Source organism: Pseudomonas sp. B14-6 (assembly GCF_013260315.1).
Lineage (GTDB): Bacteria > Pseudomonadota > Gammaproteobacteria > Pseudomonadales > Pseudomonadaceae > Aquipseudomonas > Aquipseudomonas mandelii.
In genome coordinates this window covers 94,526-115,907 of the sequence record NZ_CP053929.1, presented here as the reverse complement: position 1 = coordinate 115,907, position 21,382 = coordinate 94,526, and the positions used below count along the sequence as shown (strand labels likewise).

The 21,382-nt window shown below is 61.5% G+C and carries 21 protein-coding genes; 15 read left to right on the top strand and 6 right to left on the bottom strand.

The window, feature by feature from the left end; translation table 11 throughout:
* Window positions 1-11: 11 nt before the first annotated feature.
* Both HP062_RS00495 and HP062_RS00490 read right to left on the bottom strand, forming a co-directional pair.
* Complete coding sequence (locus HP062_RS00495; protein ID WP_010458769.1) at window positions 12-557, bottom strand: cytochrome b; 546 nt, start codon at window positions 555-557, stop codon at window positions 12-14.
* Complete coding sequence (locus HP062_RS00490; protein WP_172790591.1) at window positions 554-1,645, bottom strand: catalase family peroxidase; 1,092 nt, start codon at window positions 1,643-1,645, stop codon at window positions 554-556. The genes HP062_RS00495 and HP062_RS00490 overlap by 4 nt, the downstream gene beginning before the upstream one ends.
* Before the next feature lie 158 nt (window positions 1,646-1,803).
* Between HP062_RS00490 and HP062_RS00485 the strand changes: the two genes are divergently transcribed.
* Both HP062_RS00485 and HP062_RS00480 read left to right on the top strand, forming a co-directional pair.
* Window positions 1,804-2,310 carry an RNA polymerase sigma factor gene (locus HP062_RS00485; protein ID WP_010458766.1) on the top strand — a complete coding sequence of 169 codons (507 nt, stop codon included), beginning with the start codon at window positions 1,804-1,806 and terminating at the stop codon, window positions 2,308-2,310.
* Window positions 2,307-3,059, top strand: a complete 753-nt coding sequence (locus HP062_RS00480; RefSeq protein ID WP_010458764.1) for an anti-sigma factor — start codon at window positions 2,307-2,309, stop codon at window positions 3,057-3,059. Before HP062_RS00485 ends, HP062_RS00480 begins: the two co-directional genes overlap by 4 nt.
* Before the next feature lie 65 nt (window positions 3,060-3,124).
* On the opposite strand, the gene HP062_RS00475 is transcribed toward HP062_RS00480, so the two are convergent.
* The gene (locus tag HP062_RS00475) at window positions 3,125-3,961 is read right to left on the bottom strand and encodes an IclR family transcriptional regulator (RefSeq protein WP_083377184.1); all 837 of its coding nucleotides are present in this window, start codon (window positions 3,959-3,961) and stop codon (window positions 3,125-3,127) included.
* Window positions 3,962-4,205: 244 nt separating this feature from the next.
* Between HP062_RS00475 and HP062_RS00470 the strand changes: the two genes are divergently transcribed.
* From HP062_RS00470 to HP062_RS00435, 8 genes are all read left to right on the top strand, one after another.
* Entirely contained in the window at window positions 4,206-5,225 is a 1,020-nt protein-coding gene (locus HP062_RS00470) for an ABC transporter ATP-binding protein (protein WP_010458760.1), read from the top strand.
* On the top strand, window positions 5,222-6,091 hold the full coding sequence (locus HP062_RS00465) for an ABC transporter permease (RefSeq protein ID WP_010458758.1): 870 nt from the start codon (window positions 5,222-5,224) through the stop codon (window positions 6,089-6,091). The genes HP062_RS00470 and HP062_RS00465 overlap by 4 nt, the downstream gene beginning before the upstream one ends.
* Window positions 6,092-6,097: 6 nt before the next feature.
* Complete coding sequence (locus tag HP062_RS00460) at window positions 6,098-6,892, top strand: ABC transporter permease (protein ID WP_010458756.1); 795 nt, start codon at window positions 6,098-6,100, stop codon at window positions 6,890-6,892.
* 7 nt (window positions 6,893-6,899) lie between these two features.
* Window positions 6,900-7,190, top strand: a complete 291-nt coding sequence (locus HP062_RS00455; protein WP_010458754.1) for a (2Fe-2S)-binding protein — start codon at window positions 6,900-6,902, stop codon at window positions 7,188-7,190.
* Window positions 7,191-7,344: 154 nt separating this feature from the next.
* A complete protein-coding gene (locus HP062_RS00450) occupies window positions 7,345-8,700 on the top strand; it encodes an NAD(P)/FAD-dependent oxidoreductase (protein WP_172790590.1) in 1,356 nt (451 codons plus the stop codon).
* Complete coding sequence (locus HP062_RS00445; RefSeq protein WP_172790589.1) at window positions 8,697-9,812, top strand: FAD-binding oxidoreductase; 1,116 nt, start codon at window positions 8,697-8,699, stop codon at window positions 9,810-9,812. Before HP062_RS00450 ends, HP062_RS00445 begins: the two co-directional genes overlap by 4 nt.
* An 18-nt stretch (window positions 9,813-9,830) precedes the next feature.
* The gene (locus HP062_RS00440; protein WP_077749751.1) at window positions 9,831-10,877 is read left to right on the top strand and encodes an ABC transporter substrate-binding protein; all 1,047 of its coding nucleotides are present in this window, start codon (window positions 9,831-9,833) and stop codon (window positions 10,875-10,877) included.
* A 271-nt stretch (window positions 10,878-11,148) separates the two neighbouring features.
* A complete protein-coding gene (locus HP062_RS00435; RefSeq protein WP_172790588.1) occupies window positions 11,149-12,465 on the top strand; it encodes a leucine-rich repeat-containing protein kinase family protein in 1,317 nt (438 codons plus the stop codon).
* Window positions 12,466-12,602: 137 nt separating this feature from the next.
* Here the strand turns inward: HP062_RS00435 and HP062_RS00430 are convergent, their stop codons facing one another.
* Window positions 12,603-13,310: a YebC/PmpR family DNA-binding transcriptional regulator gene (locus HP062_RS00430; RefSeq protein ID WP_172790587.1), complete on the bottom strand. Its 708-nt coding sequence runs from the start codon at window positions 13,308-13,310 to the stop codon at window positions 12,603-12,605.
* Between the two features lie 232 nt (window positions 13,311-13,542).
* Between HP062_RS00430 and HP062_RS00425 the strand changes: the two genes are divergently transcribed.
* Window positions 13,543-14,853 (top strand): type VI secretion system Vgr family protein, encoded by a 1,311-nt coding sequence (locus tag HP062_RS00425; RefSeq protein ID WP_172790586.1) that lies wholly within the window; start codon window positions 13,543-13,545, stop codon window positions 14,851-14,853.
* Between the two features lie 164 nt (window positions 14,854-15,017).
* Here HP062_RS00425 and HP062_RS00420 read toward each other — a convergent pair whose 3' ends face one another.
* Complete coding sequence (locus tag HP062_RS00420; protein WP_172790585.1) at window positions 15,018-16,337, bottom strand: MFS transporter; 1,320 nt, start codon at window positions 16,335-16,337, stop codon at window positions 15,018-15,020.
* A 268-nt stretch (window positions 16,338-16,605) separates the two neighbouring features.
* Here HP062_RS00420 and HP062_RS00415 point away from each other — a divergent pair, with 268 nt between their 5' ends.
* On the top strand, window positions 16,606-17,478 hold the full coding sequence (locus HP062_RS00415; protein WP_077749747.1) for a LysR family transcriptional regulator: 873 nt from the start codon (window positions 16,606-16,608) through the stop codon (window positions 17,476-17,478).
* A gap of 120 nt (window positions 17,479-17,598) precedes the next feature.
* On the opposite strand, the gene HP062_RS00410 is transcribed toward HP062_RS00415, so the two are convergent.
* Entirely contained in the window at window positions 17,599-18,462 is an 864-nt protein-coding gene (locus tag HP062_RS00410; RefSeq protein WP_010458735.1) for a LysR substrate-binding domain-containing protein, read from the bottom strand.
* A gap of 115 nt (window positions 18,463-18,577) precedes the next feature.
* Between HP062_RS00410 and HP062_RS00405 the strand changes: the two genes are divergently transcribed.
* The 3 genes from HP062_RS00405 (at window position 18,578) to HP062_RS00395 (ending at window position 21,377) form a co-directional block, all read left to right on the top strand.
* On the top strand, window positions 18,578-19,687 hold the full coding sequence (locus tag HP062_RS00405; protein ID WP_172790584.1) for a 2-aminoethylphosphonate--pyruvate transaminase: 1,110 nt from the start codon (window positions 18,578-18,580) through the stop codon (window positions 19,685-19,687).
* A 125-nt stretch (window positions 19,688-19,812) separates the two neighbouring features.
* Window positions 19,813-20,640 (top strand): phosphonoacetaldehyde hydrolase, encoded by an 828-nt coding sequence (gene phnX, locus HP062_RS00400; RefSeq protein ID WP_172790583.1) that lies wholly within the window; start codon window positions 19,813-19,815, stop codon window positions 20,638-20,640.
* Window positions 20,641-20,828: 188 nt separating this feature from the next.
* Window positions 20,829-21,377, top strand: a complete 549-nt coding sequence (locus HP062_RS00395; RefSeq protein ID WP_083377193.1) for a cytochrome b — start codon at window positions 20,829-20,831, stop codon at window positions 21,375-21,377.
* The last annotated feature ends 5 nt before the right edge of the window (window positions 21,378-21,382 follow it).

The following is a 21,382-nucleotide window of genomic DNA, read 5'->3' as shown; positions in this document are numbered from 1 at the left end:
CCATGATGCCTTCAGCCGCGATCCTTCCCGCGCAACATGCTGTCCAGCACATCATCACGCCGCACCCAACCGTGAAACAACGCTGCCGCCAGATGCAGCAACACGGTCAGAAACAGCAAGTACGCCAGATACCCGTGAGCCTTGCGCAAAAACGCAAACATCTGCGCATTGGCGGGCAGGATCGACGGCAACTGGAACGAATTGCTGAGCATCACCGGATCCCCGGCCGCTGAAATCATCGCCCAGCCCAGCAGCGGCAAAATGAACATCAGTGCGTACAACAAGACATGCGAAGCCTTCGCCGCCAGTGCCTGCCATCCGGGCAAATCCGCCGGCAACGGTGGTTGCCGAGTGGAAAAACGAACGACCAGGCGCACGATCACCAGCAGCAGAATCGCAATCCCCAACGGTTTGTGCAGATGGATCAGCCACTCATGCCGCTCGGACACCGAGGCCACCATGCCTGCGCCGATAAACAGCATTGCAATGACCATCAGCGCCATCAGCCAATGCAGCAGCCGCGCCAACGGCGCGAAATGATTCGGTTGAGCACTCATTGATGAGCCTCCTGTTTAGCGTTGGCGGCAGGCAACTGTTTGACTTCACTGGTGCGGCGCAGATAGGAACTGGCGTACCCCGCCGAGCGAGCGGCGAGCAATGGGTCGTCGGAGCCTTCGATACCGGCCGGCAATACGAGCGGGTCATAGTTGATGTCGCGGCATTCGCCATTGAGTTGCGGCTGGGTGCGTTCCAGCACCAAGGTGCCGGCATTCACCACTTTGCGACCGTCAGGCCAGGCCTTGCTGGCGTCGTTGACCGGATCACCGGGGTTAGCCAGGGTGATGTTCAACTGCCAACGCAGCGGCCCGGCGGATAAACGCTGAACCAGGTCTTTTTCAAGAAAGTCAGCCCCTTCAGGCGCCGTGGCACCCGCAGCATCCTGGGCAACCGGCGTCATGCTCCAGCGCACCGCTTGGCGCTGGCCGGCCGCGTTCACCAGGTAAAACGCGTTAACGCTGTTGTACGTCTCCGTCGCATAACTGGCCGAAGGCTTGGCCGTCTTGATCCAGGCCAGGAATGGCGCGGCTTCCGGGTGAGCGCCAAAGAACGCCGGAACCGCCGCAGGATTGGGCTTGCCGGTGGCCGGATCCGGCGATTGCGCTTGCTGCAATTGATAGAACGCTTCAGGCGTACCCACCGGGAACACCGGCATGCTGTTCATCCCGGTGCGCCATTGCTGGCCGTTGGCCTGGGTAAAACGTAGCGCCATGCTGCGGATCGGCACGCTGCTGTCCGGCGCGTAGGGATTACCCGCAGGCAAGGCAAAACGCCCGACCACTGGGGTCTGCGCCTCGTTGAAGACCTGGGCGCTGGAATAGCTGCGCGCCTCGCCACTGCTTTCGAAATGCCCGATCACGCACACCCCTTTTGAGTGGTTACGGCGAAATCCGGGGTGCACACCGTTGTTGGTTTCCAGCACATTGATCAGCTTTTTCGGCGTCAGGCGGTGTGGGTCGAGCGTGCCGTTGACGTAGGCAAAAGCACCGGCCAGCGCCGCGACTACCACGGCAATGCCGCCCAGGCGTAACGTCAGGCTTGCAGCACTCAGCGGTGGCCGGGTGGGCGGTGATGAACGATCTACCATGAATGACTCCAGGGCCATCGGCCACAAGTGAGAAGAACCAAGCAGACGTACGCCACAGCGCTTTATTCCATCGCCCGGTATTTATTTTTCCGGACGTGGAATAACCTCCAATGCCGGGCGTCTTCCTAGTCCACAGCGTAGTGACTAGTCAGAACTTCATGAACGATATCGACGAACAACTCAGAGAAATCATTCCCAGGTTGCGACGGTTTGCCGTGTCGCTGACCCGCAATCCCAGCAGCGCCGACGATCTGGTGCAGTCGAGCCTGGAGCGCGCCCTGTCGAGCTGGGGCGACAAACGCCCAGAGGGCGACTTGCGCGCGTGGTTGTTTTCGATCCTTTATCGGCAGTTTCTCGACGCCCACCGGCGCTCCCGGCGTTATGCGCGGATGCTCGAATTCTTTACCGGTCGTGACGATGCGCAACCGTCGGTAGAACGTACCGTGCTCGCCCAATCGACTCTGCAAGCCTTCGACCAACTCACCACCGAACAGCGTGCGCTGCTGCTCTGGGTGTCGGTGGAAGGTTTGAGTTATAAAGAGGTCGCCGAGATTCTCGACGTCCCAACCGGCACCGTGATGTCCCGCCTGTCCCGCGCCCGTCAGGCCCTGCGCCAACTCAGCGACGGCGAAATCACCAGCCCTTCTCTGCGGATACTCAAATGATCAGCATGCCCCCGAGCGAACGCGACCTGCACGCCTACGTCGATCATCAACTCAATGACGCCGACCGACGCCTGGTCGAGACTTACTTGGCCAGTAACCCTCAAACCGCCGCGCAAGTGCGCGCCTGGCAGCAGGACGCCCAGCACCTGCGCGCGGCCATGAGCGGCGCGTTGCACCATACGGCCAACCCGGACCTCGACCCGGCGCTGATTCGCCAGCGGATCAAACGCCAGTCGCGCCGTCATCTGGCCAGCGCCGCGGTGCTCTTGATCGCCGTCAGCGTCGGTGGACTGAGCGGCTGGCAGGCGCGGGAAATGACACTGGTCAGCGCGCAACCGCCGATGACCGATGCCCTGCAGGCGTACCGCTTGATCGCCCAGCAAGGCATTCTGCCGGCCGACTTCAAGGTCAGCGACGACGGTGACATGCAGGCCTGGCTCGACCGTTATTTCACCCGCGCCAACCGACTGCCGGACCTGACGGATTCGGGGTACAAGCCGGTCAGTGGTCGCTTGCTCAGCACCGAGCAAGGGCCGGCAGCGATGGTGGTTTACGAAGACCAGGGCGGTCACAAGATCAGCTTCTACGTGCGACCACCAGGACCGAAAAACAACCTGCTGCCTCGGGGCAGTCGCAGCGATGGCGAGTTGCAGGCCGAGTATTGGTCCGGCGCCGGCTACAACTATGCGATGGTCAGCCCGAGCGATACGCCAGCGGCGCAGAGGCTCAAGCAAACCACCCAATTCTGACCACCACCGCATTCCCCTGCAGGCTCACTCCTAAAGGGGGAGCGGCGGTTATTTGGAGAATGCGCTCAGCCCTGCCCGAACACCTGCGAAGGCCTACGCAGCAGCGGATCAAACGGATTGATCCGCGGCCCGATCAGCGCCGCTTCGCGCTTGAGCATCTCCACCACCGTCGGCAAACGATCCGGCCCCAGGCGATCACTCACCGTGGCCACGCTCAACGCCGCCACGGCCCGTCCTTCCCGATCCAGAATCGGCACCGCCACGCCGGCCATGCCTTGCAGTACGCCAGTGTTGCGCCCGGCGTAACCCAGCGCGCGCACGTTCTCGACTTCCGAACGCAGGAACACCTCGTCGTACAGGTGAAAATCCTTGAGCCGCGGCAAGTTGTAATGGATCACCGTATCGCGCTCTTCTTCCGGCAGAAACGCCAGAATCGCCAGACTGCCCTGGCCGACGCCCAGCGCCACCCGCCCGCCGATATCACCGGTAAAGGTGCGGATCGGGAACGGTCCTTCACTGCGGTCCAGGCAGATTGCATCAAACCCGCTGCGCGCCAGTAAAAACAACGAATCCCCCAACGAAGCCGACAGTCGCAGCAACGACGGTCGCACCAGTTCGCGCAGATTCCCGGTGTTGCCAGCCCGCGCCGCCAACGCAAAAAAATCCAGGCTCAGGCGATAGCGTTTGCTGCGAGCGTCCTGTTCGACCATGCCTTCGTCCATCAGGCTGCGCAACAAACGGTGCGTGGTCGGTTGCGACAGGCCGATACGCTGGGCCAGTTGGGTCACACGCTCCCCGCCCTCGACGGCGTCACCCAGACTGCGCAACACGGCAAACAGTCTGGACACAGCCCCGACACCGACTTCATTTTTGTTTTCATTCCGCTCAGTGGAATCAGGCATGTGATTACTCGACAAAAAATTTACTCACCGAATGAAACTGAAAATAGTCATCGCTTCAGTGAAATAGGCCATTGAGCCCATCCTATTCTTCGTCCTACTCTGCGTCCAGACAGGGGCGATTCGAACAACAGCGGCAGCCGACTGAAGTCGAGCGCCAACGCACCCCGCAACATCTTTTCGTATCTGCCCATACAAAAAAGCGCGCCTTCGGGCGACGCATAACAATCTCAGGTGGAGCGCAGTCATGGCTTTTGTGCAACTTGAAGGACTCGGCAAACGTTACGGCGAGATCGACGCCGTCGTCGCCACCAACCTCTCGGTCGAGAAAGGCGAGTTCGTGTCCCTGCTCGGCCCCTCCGGCTGCGGCAAAACCACCACCCTGCAAATGATCGCCGGCTTCGTCGAAGTCAGCAGCGGACGCATCCTGCTCGACGGTCGCGACATCACCCACGCCAAACCCGCCAGCCGTGGCTTGGGCGTGGTGTTCCAGAGTTACGCGCTGTTCCCGCACATGACTGTCAAAGACAACGTCGCCTTCGGCCTGCGGATGCGCAAAGTGCCAGGCGCCGAGTTGCAGCAACGAGTGGATCGGGTGTTGAAACTGGTGCGCCTGAATCAACACGCCGAGCGTTACCCACGGGAACTCTCCGGTGGCCAGCGTCAGCGTGTCGCGCTGGCCCGGGCGCTGGTGATCGAGCCTCCCGTGCTGCTGCTCGATGAACCGCTGTCCAACCTCGACGCCAACCTGCGCGAAGAGATGCAGTTCGAGATCCGCCGCATCCAGCGTGAAGTCGGGATCACCACGTTGATGGTCACCCACGATCAGTCCGAAGCACTGTCCATCAGCGACCGCGTGGTGGTGATGCAGGCCGGGCGCATCACCCAGATCGACGCGCCCTACACCCTTTATGAACACCCACGCACCGAGTTCATTTCCGGGTTCGTCGGCAAAGCCAATTTGCTGCCCGGCGAGCGTGATGGCGCGGGCGTGGTCCAGGTGCAAAGGGGCGGTGAACTGACCCTGAGTCTGCGCCCGGAAAAAATCGATCTGCGGGAGCACGGCCAAGGTCGGCTGCAAGGCCAGATCGTCAGCCGTTTCTTCCTTGGCAGCCAATGGTTGTACGGCGTCTCGACGAACTTGGGCGAACTCAGCGTGGTGCGCCGCAACGACGGCTCGGCACCCTTGACCGAAGGCACAGCAGTCGGACTCGATTGGGACGCGACCTTGCTGCGGGTACTGAGCGTGGATGAGGTGCCGGCATGAGTACGCTTGCTGCCATTCGCCAGGGACGCCAAGGGTATTGGCTGTCGGCACCGGCCCTGGCGTTGTACCTCGGCCTGCTGATCATCCCGCTGCTGCTGACTCTGGTGCTGTCGTTCAACGTCTTCGATTACAGCTCGGGGATCAACGGCGACGCCTTCACCCTCGACCACTACAGCAGCTTGCTGGGCGATCCGTACTTCTACGAGATCTTCCTGCGCACGATGTGGATCAGCGCCCTGACCACCCTGCTCTGCGTAGTGATCGGTGTACCCGAGGCCTACATCCTCAGCCGCATGGGCGCACCCTGGCGCTCGATTTTCCTGATTCTGATCCTCACGCCGCTGCTGATTTCGGTGGTGGTACGTGCCTTCGGCTGGAGCCTGCTGCTGGGTGCCGACGGGCTGGTCAATCAGACCCTGCAAGCCTTCGGCGGTTCGCCGATGAAGTTGCTGTACACGCCGTTCGCGGTGGTGATTGCGCTGGTGCACGTGATGCTGCCGTTCATGATCATTCCGGTGTGGACCTCGCTGCAAAAACTCGACCCCGCCGCCGAGCAGGCCGCGCTGTCGCTGGGAGCCAGCCACTTCACGGTGATGCGCCAGGTGGTGTTGCCGCAGATCATGCCCGGCGTGCTCTCGGGCACCTTGATTGTGTTTGGTCTGGCCGCCAGTTCGTTCGCCATTCCCGGTCTGCTCGGCGGACGTCGCTTGAAGATGGTCGCCACGTTGATCTACGACCAATACCTGTCGGAGCTCAACTGGCCGATGGGTGCGGCCATCGCGGTCGCGCTGCTGTTGCTCAACCTGCTGATCATGCTGTCGTGGAACCGGATGATCGAAGGCCGCTACAAGAAGTCATTGGGATAACTCGTCATGTCCAAGAACGGTCCTTTCGCCCTGCTGTTCCATGCCCTGGTGGTGCTGTTCATGCTCGCGCCGCTGGTGGTGGTGTGCCTCGTGGCCTTCACCCCGGAAAACACCCTGAGCCTGCCGACCACCGAGTTTTCGTTGCGATGGTTTCGTGCGGTGTTCGAGCGTGCCGACTTTATCGATGCGTTCTACAACAGCCTGATCCTGGCGTTCTGCGCGGCCAGTATTGCCACGCTGATTGCGGTGCCGGCGGCGCTGGCGATCACGCGCTTCGAGTTCCCAGGACGGGACTTTCTCAACGGCCTGTTTCTGTCACCGATCATCATTCCGCACCTGGTATTGGGCGTGGCGTTACTGCGGTTGTTCGCGCTGATGGGCGTCAACGGCAGTTTTGCCTGGTTGATCTTCGCCCATGTGCTGGTGATCACGCCGTATGTGCTGCGCCTTGTATTGGCGTCGGCCATTGGCCTGGACCGCAGCGCCGAACACGCCGCGCAGTCGCTGGGTGCCGGACGCTTCACGCTGTTCCGGGAAATCACCTTGCCGATGATTCTGCCGGGGGTTGCCGGGGGCTGGCTGCTAGCGTTCATCAACAGTTTTGACGAGGTCACGCTGTCGATCTTCGTCACCTCGCCGGCCACGCAAACCCTGCCGGTGCGCATGTACGTCTACGCCACCGAGTCCATCGACCCGATGATGGCGGCGGTGTCGGCATTGGTGATCGGCCTGACCGCGCTGACCATGATTCTGCTCGATCGGGTGTACGGCCTGGATCGGGTTCTGGTGGGTAAACAATGAGGGCGCCATGGCTCTGCTGAAACGACTGGCCGAAGGCGATCGCCCGGCTGTGGAATTTACCCTGGACGGCGAACCGGCCAGCGGCCTGCTCGGCGATACCTTGCTGACCGCAGTGCTGACTTGCAGCGAACACCTGCGCGGCAGCGACTTCAGCGCCGAACCCCGCGCCGGTTTCTGCCTGATGGGCGCCTGTCAGGACTGTTGGGTCCGCCTGGGCGACGGCCGCCGCGTGCGGGCCTGCTCGACGCTGCTCGAAGCAGGCCAACAAATAAGCCGCGAACCGGGACGCACCCTATGAATACATTGACTACCCGCAGAACCGGAATCACCTGTGGGAGCGAGCCTGCTCGCGAAAGCGGTTTGTCCGCCAACACATCTGTTGAATGTGCCGCCACCATCGCGAGCAGGCTCGCTCCCACAGGGGATTTGCAGTGCTCATGGATGAGGTGGGTATGAAGGCTGTGGTCATCATTGGTGCAGGCCCGGCCGGGATTCGTGCAGCGCAGACGTTGGTGGCGCATGGTGTTCGTCCGGTGCTGCTGGACGAAGCGGCGCGCGGTGGCGGGCAGATTTATCGACGTCAGCCGGAGAATTTCAAACGCTCGGCGGTCAAGCTGTACGGCTTTGAAGCGCGCAAGGCCAGTGCCTTGCATCAAACGATCGACACGCTACGCGGGCAACTCGACTACCGCCCCGAGACGCTGGTGTGGAACGCCGAAGACGGTGCGCTGGACACGGTGCATGAGGGCCGAGCCTCACGACTGGAATTCTCCCGAGTGATCGTCGCCACGGGGGCCACCGACCGGATTCTGCCGGTGTCAGGCTGGACGCTGCCGGGTGTCTACAGCCTTGGCGCAGCGCAGATCGCGCTCAAGTTTCAGGGCTGCGCCATCGGTGAGCGGGTGGTGTTCGCTGGCAGCGGCCCGTTGCTGTACCTGGTGGCGTATCAATACGCCAAGGCCGGTGCGAAAGTGCTCGCGGTGCTCGACAGCTCACCCTTCAGCGCTCAGGCCCGCGCCCTGCCCGGCCTGCTGTCGCAACCGGCCACACTCGCCAAAGGCATTTATTACCGCAGCTGGCTGACCGCCCACGGCATCCCGGTGCATCAGGGCGCAACCCTCAAACGCATCAATGGCGAACAGCGCGTGCGATCAGTGGATTGGTCCAACGCCAAAGGCGAACATCTGCTCGATTGCGACGCGGTTGCTTTCGCCCACGGCCTGCGCAGTGAAACCCAACTCGCCGATTTGCTCGGCTGTGAATTCGCCTGGAACCCACTCAACCGCGCCTGGCTACCGCAACGTGACCCCGCCGGTCGCAGCAGTGTCGCCGAGGTTTATCTGGCCGGTGATGGTGCCGGCATCATGGGCGCCGACGCCGCTGAAATGGCGGGCGAACGGGCGGCGCTGGCGTTGCTCGAAGACATCGGTTTCCTGATTCCGCCAAAACATCCCGACCACCTTGAACGCGCCCTGCAGCGCATCGGCGAATTCCGCAACGGACTGGAGCGCGCCTTCGCCTTCCCCGAGCACTGGGCCAGCGAAACCGCCGATGAGGTGATCGTCTGCCGTTGCGAAGAAGTGCTGGCCGGCGACATCCGCCAGGTGGTGCGCGAAGGTCACTGGGAAATCAATCGGGTCAAGGCGCATTGCCGCATTGGCATGGGCCGTTGTCAGGGGCGCATGTGCGGCGCCGCAGCGGCGGAAATCATCGCCTGCGAAAGCCGGCGCCCGGTCTCGGACATCGGTCGCTTGCGGGCGCAGGCGCCGATCAAACCACTGCCGTTTGGCCTGGAGGTCGAGGCATGATCGAAGTCGATGCAGTGATCATTGGCGGCGGCATTGTCGGGGCCTCGGCCGCGCTGTTCCTGAGCAAGGCCGGCCAGCGCGTTGCACTGCTGGAGCGCGACTTTTGCGGCTCGCATTCCAGCGGCGTGAATTACGGCGGTGTTCGGCGTCAGGGGCGCCCACTGTCGCAATTGCCGCTGTCGCAACGGGCTCACGAGCTCTGGGGACAGTTGCCGCAACTGATCGGCATCGACGGCGAATATCAACGCAGCGGTCATTTGAAACTGGCCCGCAGCCTCAACGATCTGCACGCCTTGCAGCACTATGCCGTCAGCAGCCAGGGCTTCGGCCTTGATTTGCAGCTGCTCGACCGCCATCAATTGCGCGCGCGGTTTCCGTGGGTCGGCGACGTCGCGGCCGGCGCATCGTTTTGCCCGGACGACGGCCACGCCAACCCGCGCCTGGTGTCCCCCGCCTTTGCTCAAACGGCCCGTCGGCACGGCGCGCAAGTCCATGAACAATGCGCCGTCACAGCGGTAGAACACGACGGTCAGCGCTTTCGCGTCCGCACGCAAACCGGCCTCGAATTGCACGCGCCCTGGCTGCTGAACTGCGCCGGGGCCTGGGCCGGACGCCTGGCTGAACAATTCGGCGAAGCGGTGCCGATGCACGCCGGCCACCCGGCGATGCTGGTCACCGAGCCGTTGCCATGGGTGATGAATGCCAGCACCGGCGTCGAGGGTGGCGGCATCTATGCGCGTCAGGTGGCACGTGGCAATTGCGTGCTCGGTGGCGGCCAGGGTTTTGCCCTCGATGACGCGCGCGCACGCCCCGGCCAACACGCCGTGATCGAGATCCTGCGCCAGGCCGTCGAACTCTACCCGTTTCTTCAAGGCGCCCAGGCGATTCGCACCTGGAGCGGTACCGAAGGCTACTTGCCTGATCGCCAACCGGTGATCGGTCATAGCAGCACTCAACCCGGTCTGTTGCACGCCTTCGGCTTTGCCGGTGCGGGTTTCCAGATCGGTCCTGCGGTGGGCCAGGCGCTCACCGAGATCATCTGCAGTGGCGCCTCCAAGACGCCACTGGATGCGTTTTCCATCACCCGGTTTCACTCCATCTCCGTTGCTTGATAGAGGAAGGTCGCGCCAATGAATAACGTCAAACGCACTGCACTGCTCGGTTTCTCCTGTCTGACTGCCCTGCTCACGGTCACCCAGGCACAGGCCGAACCCACGCTTTATCTCGGCATGAACGGCGGGACCATGGAACGGCTCTACGCCGACAAGGTGCTGCCGGTGTTCGAGAAAGCCAACAACGTCAAAGTGGTGATCGTACCGGGGACTTCCGCCGATATCCTGGCCAAGGTCCAGGCCAGCAAAGGCAACCCGCAGATGCACGTGATGTTCCTCGACGACGGCATCATGTACCGCGCCATCGCCATGGGCTTGTGCGACAAACTCGAAGACAGCGCACCGCTGGCGCAGATTCCGGCCAAGGGTCGCATCAAGGATCAAGCGGTAGCGGTCAGCCTCGGCGTGACCGGGCTGGCGTACAACACGCGTCTGTTCAAGGAAAAAGGCTGGGCGGCGCCGACCTCGTGGATGGACATGGCCGACCCGCGCTTCAAGGACAAGCTGGTGTTCCAGTCGATGGCCTCCTCGACCTTCGGCCTGCATGGCTTCCTGATGTTCAACCGGATTCAGGGCGGCAGCGAAACCGACGTCGAGCCAGGCTTCAAGGCCTGGCCGAACACCGTCGGCCGCAACGTGCTGGAATACATTCCGAGCTCGGCGAAGATTTCCGAAATGCTCCAGACCGACGAAGCCGCGCTGTTCCCGCTGACCCCGACCCAAGTCACTGCGCTGAAACTCAAAGGCATGCCGGTGGAATACGCGCAGCCCAAGGAAGGCGCCGTGGTGCTCAACGTGGCCGAGTGCGCCATCGCCAACAACACGCAGCCGGAACTGGCACAGAAACTCGCGGCGTTTTTGCTGACGCCGCAAGCCCAGGCCACGGCGCTGGAGGATGGCGACCAGATCCCGTCCAACCCGAATACGCCGACCACCGACAAAACCCGGGGTCAGGTCGAGGCGATGAAACAGTATCTGACCACCGCGATTGCCGTTGACTGGGACCAGGTCAATGAGCAGCGCCCGGCGTGGAATGCACGGTGGAATCGCAGTATCGAGCGGTAGTGACTGACCCAACAGAATCTGCCGAACACCACACCCCTGCGGCGAGTTAGCTTGTCGGAACGCCGCATCACCCCGTTGGACTGCGAAGCAGCCCAACGGGGCATTCTGCTGGGGGCGAGCGCCCATTATCCGTCGGAAGGTTTATTGCACACGGTTGGGTCAGGCCGCCATAAATTGTGTGTTGCAGCACCGGCTGCACACCTTTGCAGGCTATCATGTCGCCCATTTCCAAGCCCCCGCGCCCTCCCCTCGATCAATAGCGAACCCGCCCATGGATACCCTTGCCCAACTGCGCGCCGGTCAACTGACAGGTATCACCCGCCTGGACCTGGCCTGCGGCCTGACTGAATTTCCGCGAGAAATCTTCGACCTGGCGGACTCGCTCGAAGTGCTCAACCTCAGCGGCAACGCCTTGAGCCGGCTGCCAGATGATCTGCACCGCCTGACCCGCTTGCGCGTGCTGTTTTGCTCGGACAACCTGTTCACCGAACTGCCCGCGTGCCTCGGCCAATGCACCGCATTGACGATGATCGGCTTCAAGGCCAATGCCATCGAGACGGTGCCCGCCGCTGCGCTGCCGCCATTGCTGCGTTGGCTGATCCTGACCGATAACCGCCTCAGTGAATTGCCCACCGAGTTGGGTCAGCGCCCACACCTGCAAAAACTCATGCTCGCCGGCAATCGCTTGCAGCGCCTGCCCGAAAGCCTGAGCCAATGCCATCGACTCGAACTGATCCGCATCGCCGCCAACCAACTGACTGAGCTGCCCGAGTGGCTGCTGACCCTGCCAAGCCTGACCTGGCTGGCCTATGCCGGTAACCCGCTGGAAACCGAAGCCGATGCCGCAGCCCTCGATGCCACGGCGAGTATTGCGTGGTCCGAGCTGCGCCTGGAGCAACAACTGGGCGAAGGTGCTTCGGGAGTGATTCATCGGGCGGCGTGGGAGCAACCGGGTCAACCGGCCACCCAGGTTGCGGTCAAACTCTACAAAGGCGAAATGACCAGCGACGGTTCACCGCTGCACGAAATGAACGCCTGCATTACCGCCGGTCTTCACCCCAATCTGATCCGGGTCGAAGGCCGAATCGTCGGGCATCCCGAAGAGCAGGCCGGGCTGGTGATGCAACTGATTGATCCGAGTTATCGCAACCTGGCCGGGCTGCCGAGCCTGGCGTCCTGTACCCGTGACGTCTATGCCGATGGCACCCGTTTCAGTGCGCACGTAGCACTGCGCATGGCCCGCGCAATCGCCTCGGTGGCCGAGCATCTGCATCACCAGGGCATCACTCATGGCGATCTCTATGGCCACAATATTTTGTGCAACGAGCACGGTAATTGCCTGTTGGGGGACTTTGGCGCGGCGTCTTTCCATGCGACGTGCGACAGCCTTGAAAGCCGTGCGCTGCAACGGATCGAAGTGCGGGCATTCGGGGTGTTGCTGGGGGAATTGCTGGAGCGGATCGACTCGGGGTTGAGTGATGAAAGGCGTTTGCAGCTGGAGGCGTTACAGCAGCGCTGCTGCCAGCCGCAGGTGCTGGCGCGGCCGGGGTTCAGTGAGATAGGACAGGCGTTAGCCGCGTTCAACTGAGCTAAAGGCAAGTACAAAACCTGTGGCGAGGAAGCTTGCTCCCGTTGGACGGCGCAGCCGTCCCAAAAACGACGGCTGCTGCGCACCCGAGCGGGAGCAAGCTCCCTCGCCACAAATAGAATTACAACCGGTTCGGCTTAACCCGCCAAACCCACAAACATATCCTGCACATCATCATGGTTATCGAGGCCTTCCAGGAACGCCTCGACTTCAGCCATCTGCTCATCGCTCAAACCGCTTACCGGGTTTTTTGGCTGATACCCCAACTTGGCCGACAACACGGTAAAACCTTGCTCAGGCAGCGCTTTCTGAACGGCGTCCAGGTCCGCAGGGTCGGTCAGGAACAGGGTCGTGCCCTCTTCGTCTCCTGGCTCGAAATCCTGGGCTCCCGCTTCAATCGCAGCCATTTCCGGATCGGCGTCAGGGCTGTCCGGAGACGCTTCGATCATGCCCACATGGTTGAAGTCCCACGATACCGAACCGGAAGCGCCCAACTGGCCCTTGCGGAAAGCCACGCGGATTTCCGCGACGGTGCGGTTGATGTTGTCGGTGACGCATTCAACGATCAGCGGCACCTGATGCGGAGCGAAACCTTCATACGTCACACGATGGTATTGCACGGTTTCGCCCAACAGACCCGCGCCTTTCTTGATCGCACGATCCAGGGTTTCCTTGGGCATAGAGGCTTTTTTCGCCTGCTCGACCACCAGACGCAGGTGTGCGTTGGTGGCGATATCGGCACCGTTGCGGGCAGCAATAGTGATTTCTTTCACCAGTTTGCCGAAGATCTTGCCCTTGGCGTTAGATGCCGCTTCTTTGTGTTTAACCTTCCACTGTGCGCCCATTACTCACTCTCTTATCTGTGGCGCCGAGACATCTATTGGCCGACGCTTTGCGCAAGTTTATACGGCCTAAAGTTGGCAATCGACCAAAAAATCCACCCCGGTTCACCGGCATGACCAATCGACTTCTTCACCGGCAGTTGTAGGGCGATTCTGAAATGTTCACTTGCGGTGACCATAAAGGTCCGTGGTTTCGTACCCTCTGCGCCCATATTCCATGGCAGAAGCGCGTTCGATGCACAACGACAAGGAAAGTCCCTACACCCTGACCCTTCTGGACAGTGGATTGACTCTGCAGGTGTTGCAGTTCAGTGGCCGAGAAAGTCTCAACCAGCCCTATCGTTTCGAGATCGAAGTAATCGGCCTGGCACCCGCCATGAACCTCGAGCAGTTGCTGCAGCAACCGGCGTTCCTGAGCCTGAGGGGTGACAGCGGCATTCATGGCATCTTGCACAGCGCCAGTCGCGAGCACCGTGGCCCGCACCGAATCGGCTACCATCTGGTGCTGGTGCCCTGGCTGCAGCAACTGGACCGACACCCTTGCCGTCGGGTTTTTCATCAACTCGACGCGCCCGCCATCCTGCGTCAGTTGCTCAGCGAAAACGCGATCGCCGAAGACAGCTTCCGTTTTGAACTGCCCAACGGACGCTATGCGGTGCGACCGTTCTGCATTCAGTTTGATGAGACCGACCTGGCGTTCCTGCAACGGCTCTGCGAAGAAGAAGGCATCCACTATCACTTCGAACATCAGCACGACGGCCATGTGCTGGTGTTGGCGGATGACAGCCTGAGCTTTCCCCAGGAACCGCTGCTGATGCCCTTTCACGGCGAGACGGCCGACCCCGCCAGCGTGCCGGTGATCACTGAGTTGTTCCAGCGCCATGCCTCGCCTGCACCGCAACAGCTCCAGCGCGAGCAATCGAGCCGTCGATCACTGGAACGGCTGCGCTGCCGGCATCGGCAGATTCAGGGGCAGAGCAATCACAGTGATTTGCGCGGCGGATGCATCGTGCAAGTGTCGGAACATCCCATCGCGAACTTCAACGATCAATGGCTGCTGACCGAGATCCGGCATCAGGGCCGACAGCCGTCGATTCTCGCCGAGGACACCGCCGACAAGCTCCGGCGTTACAGCAATCAGTTCAGCGCGATTCCGTGGTCCACGGTGTTCCGGCCAGCGCTCACACAGGCCAGACCGAGCATTCCGGGCTATCAGAAGGCGCGAGTGCTGGGCGCTGTCGGGCAACCCGCGGTGCTGGATGCTCAAGGGCGGATTGAGGTCCGGTTGTGGCCCACCGCGCAAGCCGACGACAAGGAATCCACCGGCCTCTGGCTACCCGTGGCCCTCGCCGCGCCGGACGGTCGGATCGATCCGTCCAGGCTGCCGCTCGCCGGCACTGACGTGCTCATCAGTTTTCTCGACAGCGACCCGGATCGTCCTGTGTTGTGTGCGGCGGCGAGCAACCCGCCAGCGCCTCGACCCACTCGCCAGCCACGCAGCGATGGCCTTCTGTTGCTCGATTGGCTGGTCAACCGTCGGGACTGATCAGCCCTTGTCAGCCTTGCCAGCCGCCGCGAACCTGGTCAGGCGCACATCCACAGCGCTTTCGCGAGCAAGCTTCGCTCCTGCAGGTTCCTGTATGTTTTTACGGCACGCAGGACCAGGCCTCCAGCGCCTGTTTCAGCCAGAAAGGACTCATCGGTTTTTCCTCAGGTACGCAGGGGTTTTACGGGCATCGCCTGGTTAGGCACGGAAGCGCTTTCGACACGCAGGCCAGTCGGACGGCTGTTCCAGTGGGGGATCAGCACCAGGGCGGAAAACAATGCGCAGCCGGCGAAGACGATGAACACGGTGACCGAGTCGAAGTAACCCGGCAGCAATCCGCCGAGAATCGCCCCGACCGAGCCGCAACCGTTGACGAACCCGGCGGCCGTGGCACCCGCCTTGGCGGTGCCGAAATCAATCGCTGCCGCCCCGCTGATCATCGAATCCGGCCCGTACAAGGTCAGGCCCATGACAAACAGCAGCGCCACCACCCACAGCACGCTGCCGGTGTGCAGAGCGCCCATGAAGAGCGCCAGGGAAACGGTCAATGCCAACAGACTGATCACGCAGGCCGGCATGCGCCGGGCGCCGAACAGTTTGTCCGAGGCCAGCCCGAGCAGGATCGGCCCCAGCAGCCCGGCCAGTTCAAACGCGGTAGGAATGATTGCCGCGCCCACTTTGCCCACCGAGGGCATCTGCTCGAAGACGATCACCGGCCCCCAGAGCAGAATCGCGTAGCGCGCCGGTTTCAACAGGAAATACGCCAGGCCCAATACCAGCACCGTGCGGTTGCGCAGGATTTCCTTTAACGGTTCAAGCGCGCTGGTCTTGCTTTGCGCGCAGTCCTCTTTCGTTGTCAGTTCCGGCTCCACTGCGGGCAAGCCGACGTCTTGCGGTTTATTGCGTTGGAAAATAAAAAACAGCACGGCGACCAGCCCAACCACCGCCGCACTGGAAATGAACGCCGCGTGCCAGCTGCCGATGAGCGTATACGCCCACCAGCCGGCAAACGGCGAGGCCACCAGACCGCCAAAGGCGTAGCAGGAACTCCACAGTCCCAGCACCCTTCCGCGCTGCCGGGCAGGGAAAAAACTGCCCATGTTCTTGCACAGCCCCGACCATCCGGTGGACTGCGCCAGGCCTTGAATCAGCATGCAGGTGGCAAAGATCGGTAACGTCGCGAAACTGCCCATCACCAGGGCGGCCGCTGCGGAAATGAGCAATCCGCCAAGCACCACGACCCGAGGGCCAAAGCGGTCCGCGAGGATGCCCCAGGTGAATTGACCGAAGGCGTAGGCGGTCAGGTAGAGGGCGTCGAGGTTGGCCATGGCCATTTTGTCGAGCATGAAGGTGGGGTCTTCGGCGATCCCCAGTTTGGCCACGGAAAAGGCTTTGCGGGTGAAGTAGAAAGCGGCGTAGGCGAGCCAGGTGATCGCGAAGATCTGCACGCGCCACTGCTTGATGGTGCCGATGGAGTTGTTCATTGTGATTTCTGACCTCAGGGTGTGAGTGTGCCGGCAGAAATTGAGAAATAACGCCTGTTTTTTATTGTTGAGCACTTCGATACCGCTGCTTCCCTGAGGCGATACCGGTCAGATGAGGCCTGTAGCTGCACGCGCAGGCTCATGGCCACCGACGCTGTTCGACTGACCAGTCACCGGGGCTCAGTTCGATAAAAACAATTACTGATTAATAAGTGAAATCGATTTATCGTATTTCCAATATAGGCTCGGCTTGTTACTGGAGGTTTCGATGTCGGTTTCCCACGCCCAACTCAAAGCCTTCCACGCCGTGGCCGTCCACGGAAGCTTTACCAAAGCCGCCGAGCGGCTTTTTCTTACGCAACCGGCGATTTCCGACCAAGTGCGCAAGCTCGAAGAGCGCTTCGGGGTGTTGCTGTTTCACCGCAACAAACGCTCGGTGCGCCTGACGGATCTGGGCGAGCGCTTGTTGAGCATTACCCAGCGCCTGTTCGTCATCGAGGACGAGGCGCAGGAGCTCTTGCATGACTCCCGGGCCTTGCAGACCGGCAGCCTGATTCTCGCGGTGGATGCGCCGGTGCACGTACTGCCGCAGATTGCGCGTTTCTGTGAGCGCTACCCCGGCATCAGCGTAAAAATCGAAACCGGCAACACCGACGAATCGCTGTTTCGCCTGTTCAACTATCAGGCCGACCTGGCGTTGCTCGGCCGGGATGTGAGTGACGAGCGGCTGATCTCGCTGCCGCTGCGCAATGACCCGATGGTGGCCTTCGTTTCACACAATCATCCGTGGGCGGATCGCGAATCGATTTGCCTGGCGGATTTGCACGACACGCCCCTGGTGCTGCGGGAAATCGGTTCGGTGACGCGTCAGACACTGGAAGAGGAAATGGCCCAGGCCGGGTTTTCCATCCGTCCGGCGATCCAGGTTGAAGGCCGGGAAGCGGCGCGTGAGGCGGTGGTCGTGGGGATCGGGGTGGGCGTGGTGTCCGCCGCCGAGTTTGGCGCGGATTCGCGGGTGTGTGCGTTGCCGATTACCGATTGCACACGGCGATTGACAGAGACGCTGGTGTGCTTGCGCGAGCAAAGTTCACGGCGGGTGGTGGCGACGTTTCTGGAGATGGTGCGCGAGAGTCTGGTGTAGGCAGGTCTGGCCTCTTCGCGGGCAAGCCTCGCTCCCACAGGGGTTTATGCTGGCCGCAGATCTTGTATACGACGCATAACCTGTGGGAGCGAGGCTTGCCCGCGAAGGCCGCGCCTCGGTTTATCGGATAGGCGCCAATTCAAAAAACGCCCGAATCAAACGCAAATCCCGCCGCCGTTCCATGCACCCGATCATGTGCCGGTTAACCAGCCCTTCACCCAAAATCGGCACTGCCGCCACCCGCGGGTCATGACTGACCTCAACCGAAGACACCACGCCAACCCCCAACTCGGCGGCCACGGCCTCGGTCACCGCCTCGCGACTGTCCAGCTCCAGCAACACCCTCGGGTTGACCGATGCCGACGCGCAAGCTTCATCGAATGTCCGCCGGGTAATCGAACTCGGCTCACGCAACACCATGATCACCTGATCCAGCTCCTTGAGCTTCACGCCCTTGGACGCCTTGGCCCAGGGATGACTGTCAGGCACCAGCGCGCAAATCCGTGATTCGCTCAACGCTTGCAGATGCAGGCCTTTGCGCGGCTCGACTTCAGTCAACACCGCCACGTCGGCATGCTCGGACAACAACGCTGCCAGGGTTTCCTGAGCATTGCCCAAGCGCAGATTCACGGTAATTCCGGGGTATCGCGCGCGCAGACTGGCGAGCATCGGCATCACCATGTGCGGCCCGTCCGCTGCGACTTCCAGGCGCCCGGTCAGCAACTGTCGATTCGCTTCCAGCAGCACTTGCGCTTCTTCGGCCAGGCCAAACATCGCCCGGGTGATCGCCGCCAGCTTGGTGCCCTCCTCCGTCAGCTCCACGCGTCGCGCGGTGCGGCGCAGCAAGGTGATTTGATAGTGCTCCTCCAACGCCTTGATGTGCCCGGTGACCGCCGGTTGGCTGATGAACAGCCGCTCGGCCGCACGGGTGAAGCTGCCTTCGCGGGCCACGGCGTCGAAGGCTCGAAGCTGGAACAGGTTCATGAATAACTCTCACTGATGGCTGGCATAACAACAAACAATTTGATTGATAGCACCCGAAATTGCAATTTATGCCCCGTAGCTTCATCCCACAGAGAGCTTTTGCGAGGACACAAGAATGAGCACTGCCGAGCCAATCCTGCTCACCCCCGGCCCACTGACCACCTCGGCCCGCACCCGTAAGGCGATGATGGTCGACTGGGGTTCATGGGATGACCGCTTCAATCAACTGACCGCCAGCCTGTGCGAGCAATTGCTGGCAATCATCAACGGCGGCGACAGCCACCACTGCGTGCCCTTGCAAGGCAGCGGTACGTTCGCGGTCGAAGCGGCCATCGGCACGCTGGTGCCTCGTGACGGCAAAGTGCTGGTGCTGATCAACGGCGCCTACGGCAAACGCCTGGCGAAAATCTGCGAAGTGCTCGGGCGCTCCTTCAGCACCTTCGAAACCGCCGAAGACGAACCGACCACCGCCGCCGACGTCGACCGTCTGCTGCACGCCGATGCCAGCATTACCCACGTTGCGCTGATTCACTGCGAAACCAGCACCGGCATCCTCAATCCGCTGCCGGAGATTGCCCACGTCATTGCGCAACACGGCAAACGCCTGATCATCGACGCCATGAGCTCCTTTGGCGCGCTGCCAATCGATGCGCAACAAGTGCCGTTCGACGCGCTGATCGCCGCCTCGGGCAAATGCCTGGAAGGCGTGCCGGGCATGGGTTTCGTCTTTGCCCGCAAAGACGCACTGGCCAACGCCGCTGGCAATTCGCACTCGCTGGCGATGGATTTGTTCGACCAGCACACCTACATGGCCAAGACCGGCCAATGGCGCTTTACGCCGCCCACCCATGTGGTCGCCGCGCTGCACGAAGCCTTGCTGCAATACAACGAAGAAGGTGGTTTGCCGGCGCGGCATCAGCGCTATGCCAACAACTGCCAGGTGCTGCTCGATGACATGGCCAAACTCGGCTTGCGCAGCTTCCTGCCCGCCGCGATCCAGGCCCCGATCATTGTCACGTTCCACGCGCCGAAAGACCCGCGCTATCAGTTCAAGGAGTTCTACGAACGCGTCAAGGCCAAGGGTTTCATCCTCTACCCCGGCAAATTGACCCAGGTCGAAACCTTCCGCGTCGGCTGCATCGGACACGTCAACCAGGCCGAGATGCACGCAGCGGTAGCGGCGGTCGCCGAAGTACTGCGCGAGATGGAAGTCCTCGAAATCTGAATGAGCAGACACCGCTGATCCTGTAGGAGCGAGGCTTGCCCGCGAATGCAGACGACGCGGTTCTTCGAACACACCGAATTATCGTTCTTCGCGGGCAAGCCTCGCTCCTACAAGGGACACAACACATGAACTACAACAACCCAACCAAACTCCAGGCCGCCATCCTTGACTGGGCCGGCACCGTGGTCGACTTCGGCTCGTTCGCGCCGACGCAGATTTTTGTCGAAGCCTTCGCCGAGTTCGACGTCCAGGTCTCCATCGAAGAAGCCCGCGGGCCGATGGGCATGGGCAAGTGGGACCACATTCGCACCCTGTGTGATCAGCCGGAAGTTGCCGAGCGTTATCGCGCCGTGTTCGGCCGCACCCCGACCGACGATGATGTCACCGCCATCTACAAGCGTTTCATGCCGCTGCAGATCGAGAAAATCGCCGAGCACTCGGCGCTGATTCCGGGTGCACTCGACACCATCGCCAACCTGCGTCAGCAAGGGATCAAGATCGGCTCCTGCTCCGGCTACCCGAAACAGGTCATGGACAAGGTGGTCGAACTGGCCGCCACCAACGGTTACGTGGCCGATCACGTGGTCGCCACCGACGAAGTGCCTAACGGCCGTCCATGGCCGGCACAGGCCTTGGCCAACGTGATTGCGCTGGGCATCGACGACGTCGCGGCCTGCGTGAAGATCGATGACACCGTGCCGGGTATTCTCGAAGGACGTCGCGCCGGCATGTGGACCGTGGCGCTGATCTGCTCCGGTAACGCGCTGGGGCTGGATTACAAAGGTTTCCGCGCCTTGGGCATCGAGCAACTCGAGAGTGAACGCAAACGCATCCACGCGATGTTCGAAGGTTCGCGGCCGCACTACATGATCGATACCATCACCGACTTGCCGCAAGTGATCGCCGACATCAACAAGCGTCTGGCCAAGGGTGAGATGCCACAAAGCAGTTGATAACGTTTACTGATTCATAAAAAAGCGCCAGCTCCGTTTCGGAACTGGCGCTTTTTTTGGGCGATCACTTGAGCCAGAGCATTGAATGCCCAAACAGCCACAGGCAAATCGACCAAAGCGGTTTACAGTTAAAAAACACCGTCGAACAAGAACGGTGGGCTTTTTGACCAGACTGTGAGGAACACCGTATGCCCTGGAAGAACTCCGAATCACGCTACAGCACTGTATCGATCACGCTGCATTGGTTGATGCTGGTCCTGCTGGCGCTGGTTTACGCCTGTATCGAATTTCGCGGGATCTTTCCCAAAGGCAGCGGTGGCCGGACGCTGATCACAGAATCGCACTTCATGCTCGGCTTGACGGTGTTCGTATTGGTTTGGCTGCGGTTGTTCGCGCGCAGCCTGGGCCCGGCACCACAGATCTTCCCGGCCTCGCCCCGCTGGCAGACCGTGCTAGCCAGACTGATGCACTGGGCGCTGTACATTTTCATGATCGCGATGCCGATACTCGGTTGGCTGGTGACCAGCGCCAAGGGGCATCAGGTGATGTTTTATGGCGTTGACCTACCGCTGCTGATCCCGGAGGACAAGACGCTGGCCAAGCAAATCGAGGAATGGCATGAACTCGGCGGCACCATCGGCTATTGGCTGATCGGCCTGCACGCGGCGGCGGGGATTTATCACCACTATGTGGTGCGCGATAACACGCTGCTGCGGATGATGCCCAAGCGCGGGTGAAAAAC

Excerpts from the sequence above, each read along its gene's own strand:
- HP062_RS00440 (WP_077749751.1), top strand. The coding sequence starts at position 9,831 with ATGAATAACGTCAAACGCACTGCACTGCTCGGTTTCTCCTGTCTGACT.
- HP062_RS00425 (WP_172790586.1), top strand. The coding sequence starts at position 13,543 with ATGCACAACGACAAGGAAAGTCCCTACACCCTGACCCTTCTGGACAGT.
- HP062_RS00495 (WP_010458769.1), bottom strand. The coding sequence starts at position 557 with ATGAGTGCTCAACCGAATCATTTCGCGCCGTTGGCGCGGCTGCTGCAT.
- HP062_RS00430 (WP_172790587.1), bottom strand. The coding sequence starts at position 13,310 with ATGGGCGCACAGTGGAAGGTTAAACACAAAGAAGCGGCATCTAACGCC.
- HP062_RS00465 (WP_010458758.1), top strand. The coding sequence starts at position 5,222 with ATGAGTACGCTTGCTGCCATTCGCCAGGGACGCCAAGGGTATTGGCTG.
- HP062_RS00450 (WP_172790590.1), top strand. The coding sequence starts at position 7,345 with ATGAAGGCTGTGGTCATCATTGGTGCAGGCCCGGCCGGGATTCGTGCA.
- phnX (WP_172790583.1), top strand. The coding sequence starts at position 19,813 with ATGAACTACAACAACCCAACCAAACTCCAGGCCGCCATCCTTGACTGG.
- HP062_RS00475 (WP_083377184.1), bottom strand. The coding sequence starts at position 3,961 with ATGCCTGATTCCACTGAGCGGAATGAAAACAAAAATGAAGTCGGTGTC.
- HP062_RS00455 (WP_010458754.1), top strand. The coding sequence starts at position 6,900 with ATGGCTCTGCTGAAACGACTGGCCGAAGGCGATCGCCCGGCTGTGGAA.
- HP062_RS00480 (WP_010458764.1), top strand. The coding sequence starts at position 2,307 with ATGATCAGCATGCCCCCGAGCGAACGCGACCTGCACGCCTACGTCGAT.
- HP062_RS00395 (WP_083377193.1), top strand. The coding sequence starts at position 20,829 with ATGCCCTGGAAGAACTCCGAATCACGCTACAGCACTGTATCGATCACG.
- HP062_RS00405 (WP_172790584.1), top strand. The coding sequence starts at position 18,578 with ATGAGCACTGCCGAGCCAATCCTGCTCACCCCCGGCCCACTGACCACC.
- HP062_RS00410 (WP_010458735.1), bottom strand. The coding sequence starts at position 18,462 with ATGAACCTGTTCCAGCTTCGAGCCTTCGACGCCGTGGCCCGCGAAGGC.
- HP062_RS00445 (WP_172790589.1), top strand. The coding sequence starts at position 8,697 with ATGATCGAAGTCGATGCAGTGATCATTGGCGGCGGCATTGTCGGGGCC.
- HP062_RS00470 (WP_010458760.1), top strand. The coding sequence starts at position 4,206 with ATGGCTTTTGTGCAACTTGAAGGACTCGGCAAACGTTACGGCGAGATC.
- HP062_RS00460 (WP_010458756.1), top strand. The coding sequence starts at position 6,098 with ATGTCCAAGAACGGTCCTTTCGCCCTGCTGTTCCATGCCCTGGTGGTG.
- HP062_RS00420 (WP_172790585.1), bottom strand. The coding sequence starts at position 16,337 with ATGAACAACTCCATCGGCACCATCAAGCAGTGGCGCGTGCAGATCTTC.
- HP062_RS00415 (WP_077749747.1), top strand. The coding sequence starts at position 16,606 with ATGTCGGTTTCCCACGCCCAACTCAAAGCCTTCCACGCCGTGGCCGTC.
- HP062_RS00485 (WP_010458766.1), top strand. The coding sequence starts at position 1,804 with ATGAACGATATCGACGAACAACTCAGAGAAATCATTCCCAGGTTGCGA.
- HP062_RS00435 (WP_172790588.1), top strand. The coding sequence starts at position 11,149 with ATGGATACCCTTGCCCAACTGCGCGCCGGTCAACTGACAGGTATCACC.
- HP062_RS00490 (WP_172790591.1), bottom strand. The coding sequence starts at position 1,645 with ATGGTAGATCGTTCATCACCGCCCACCCGGCCACCGCTGAGTGCTGCA.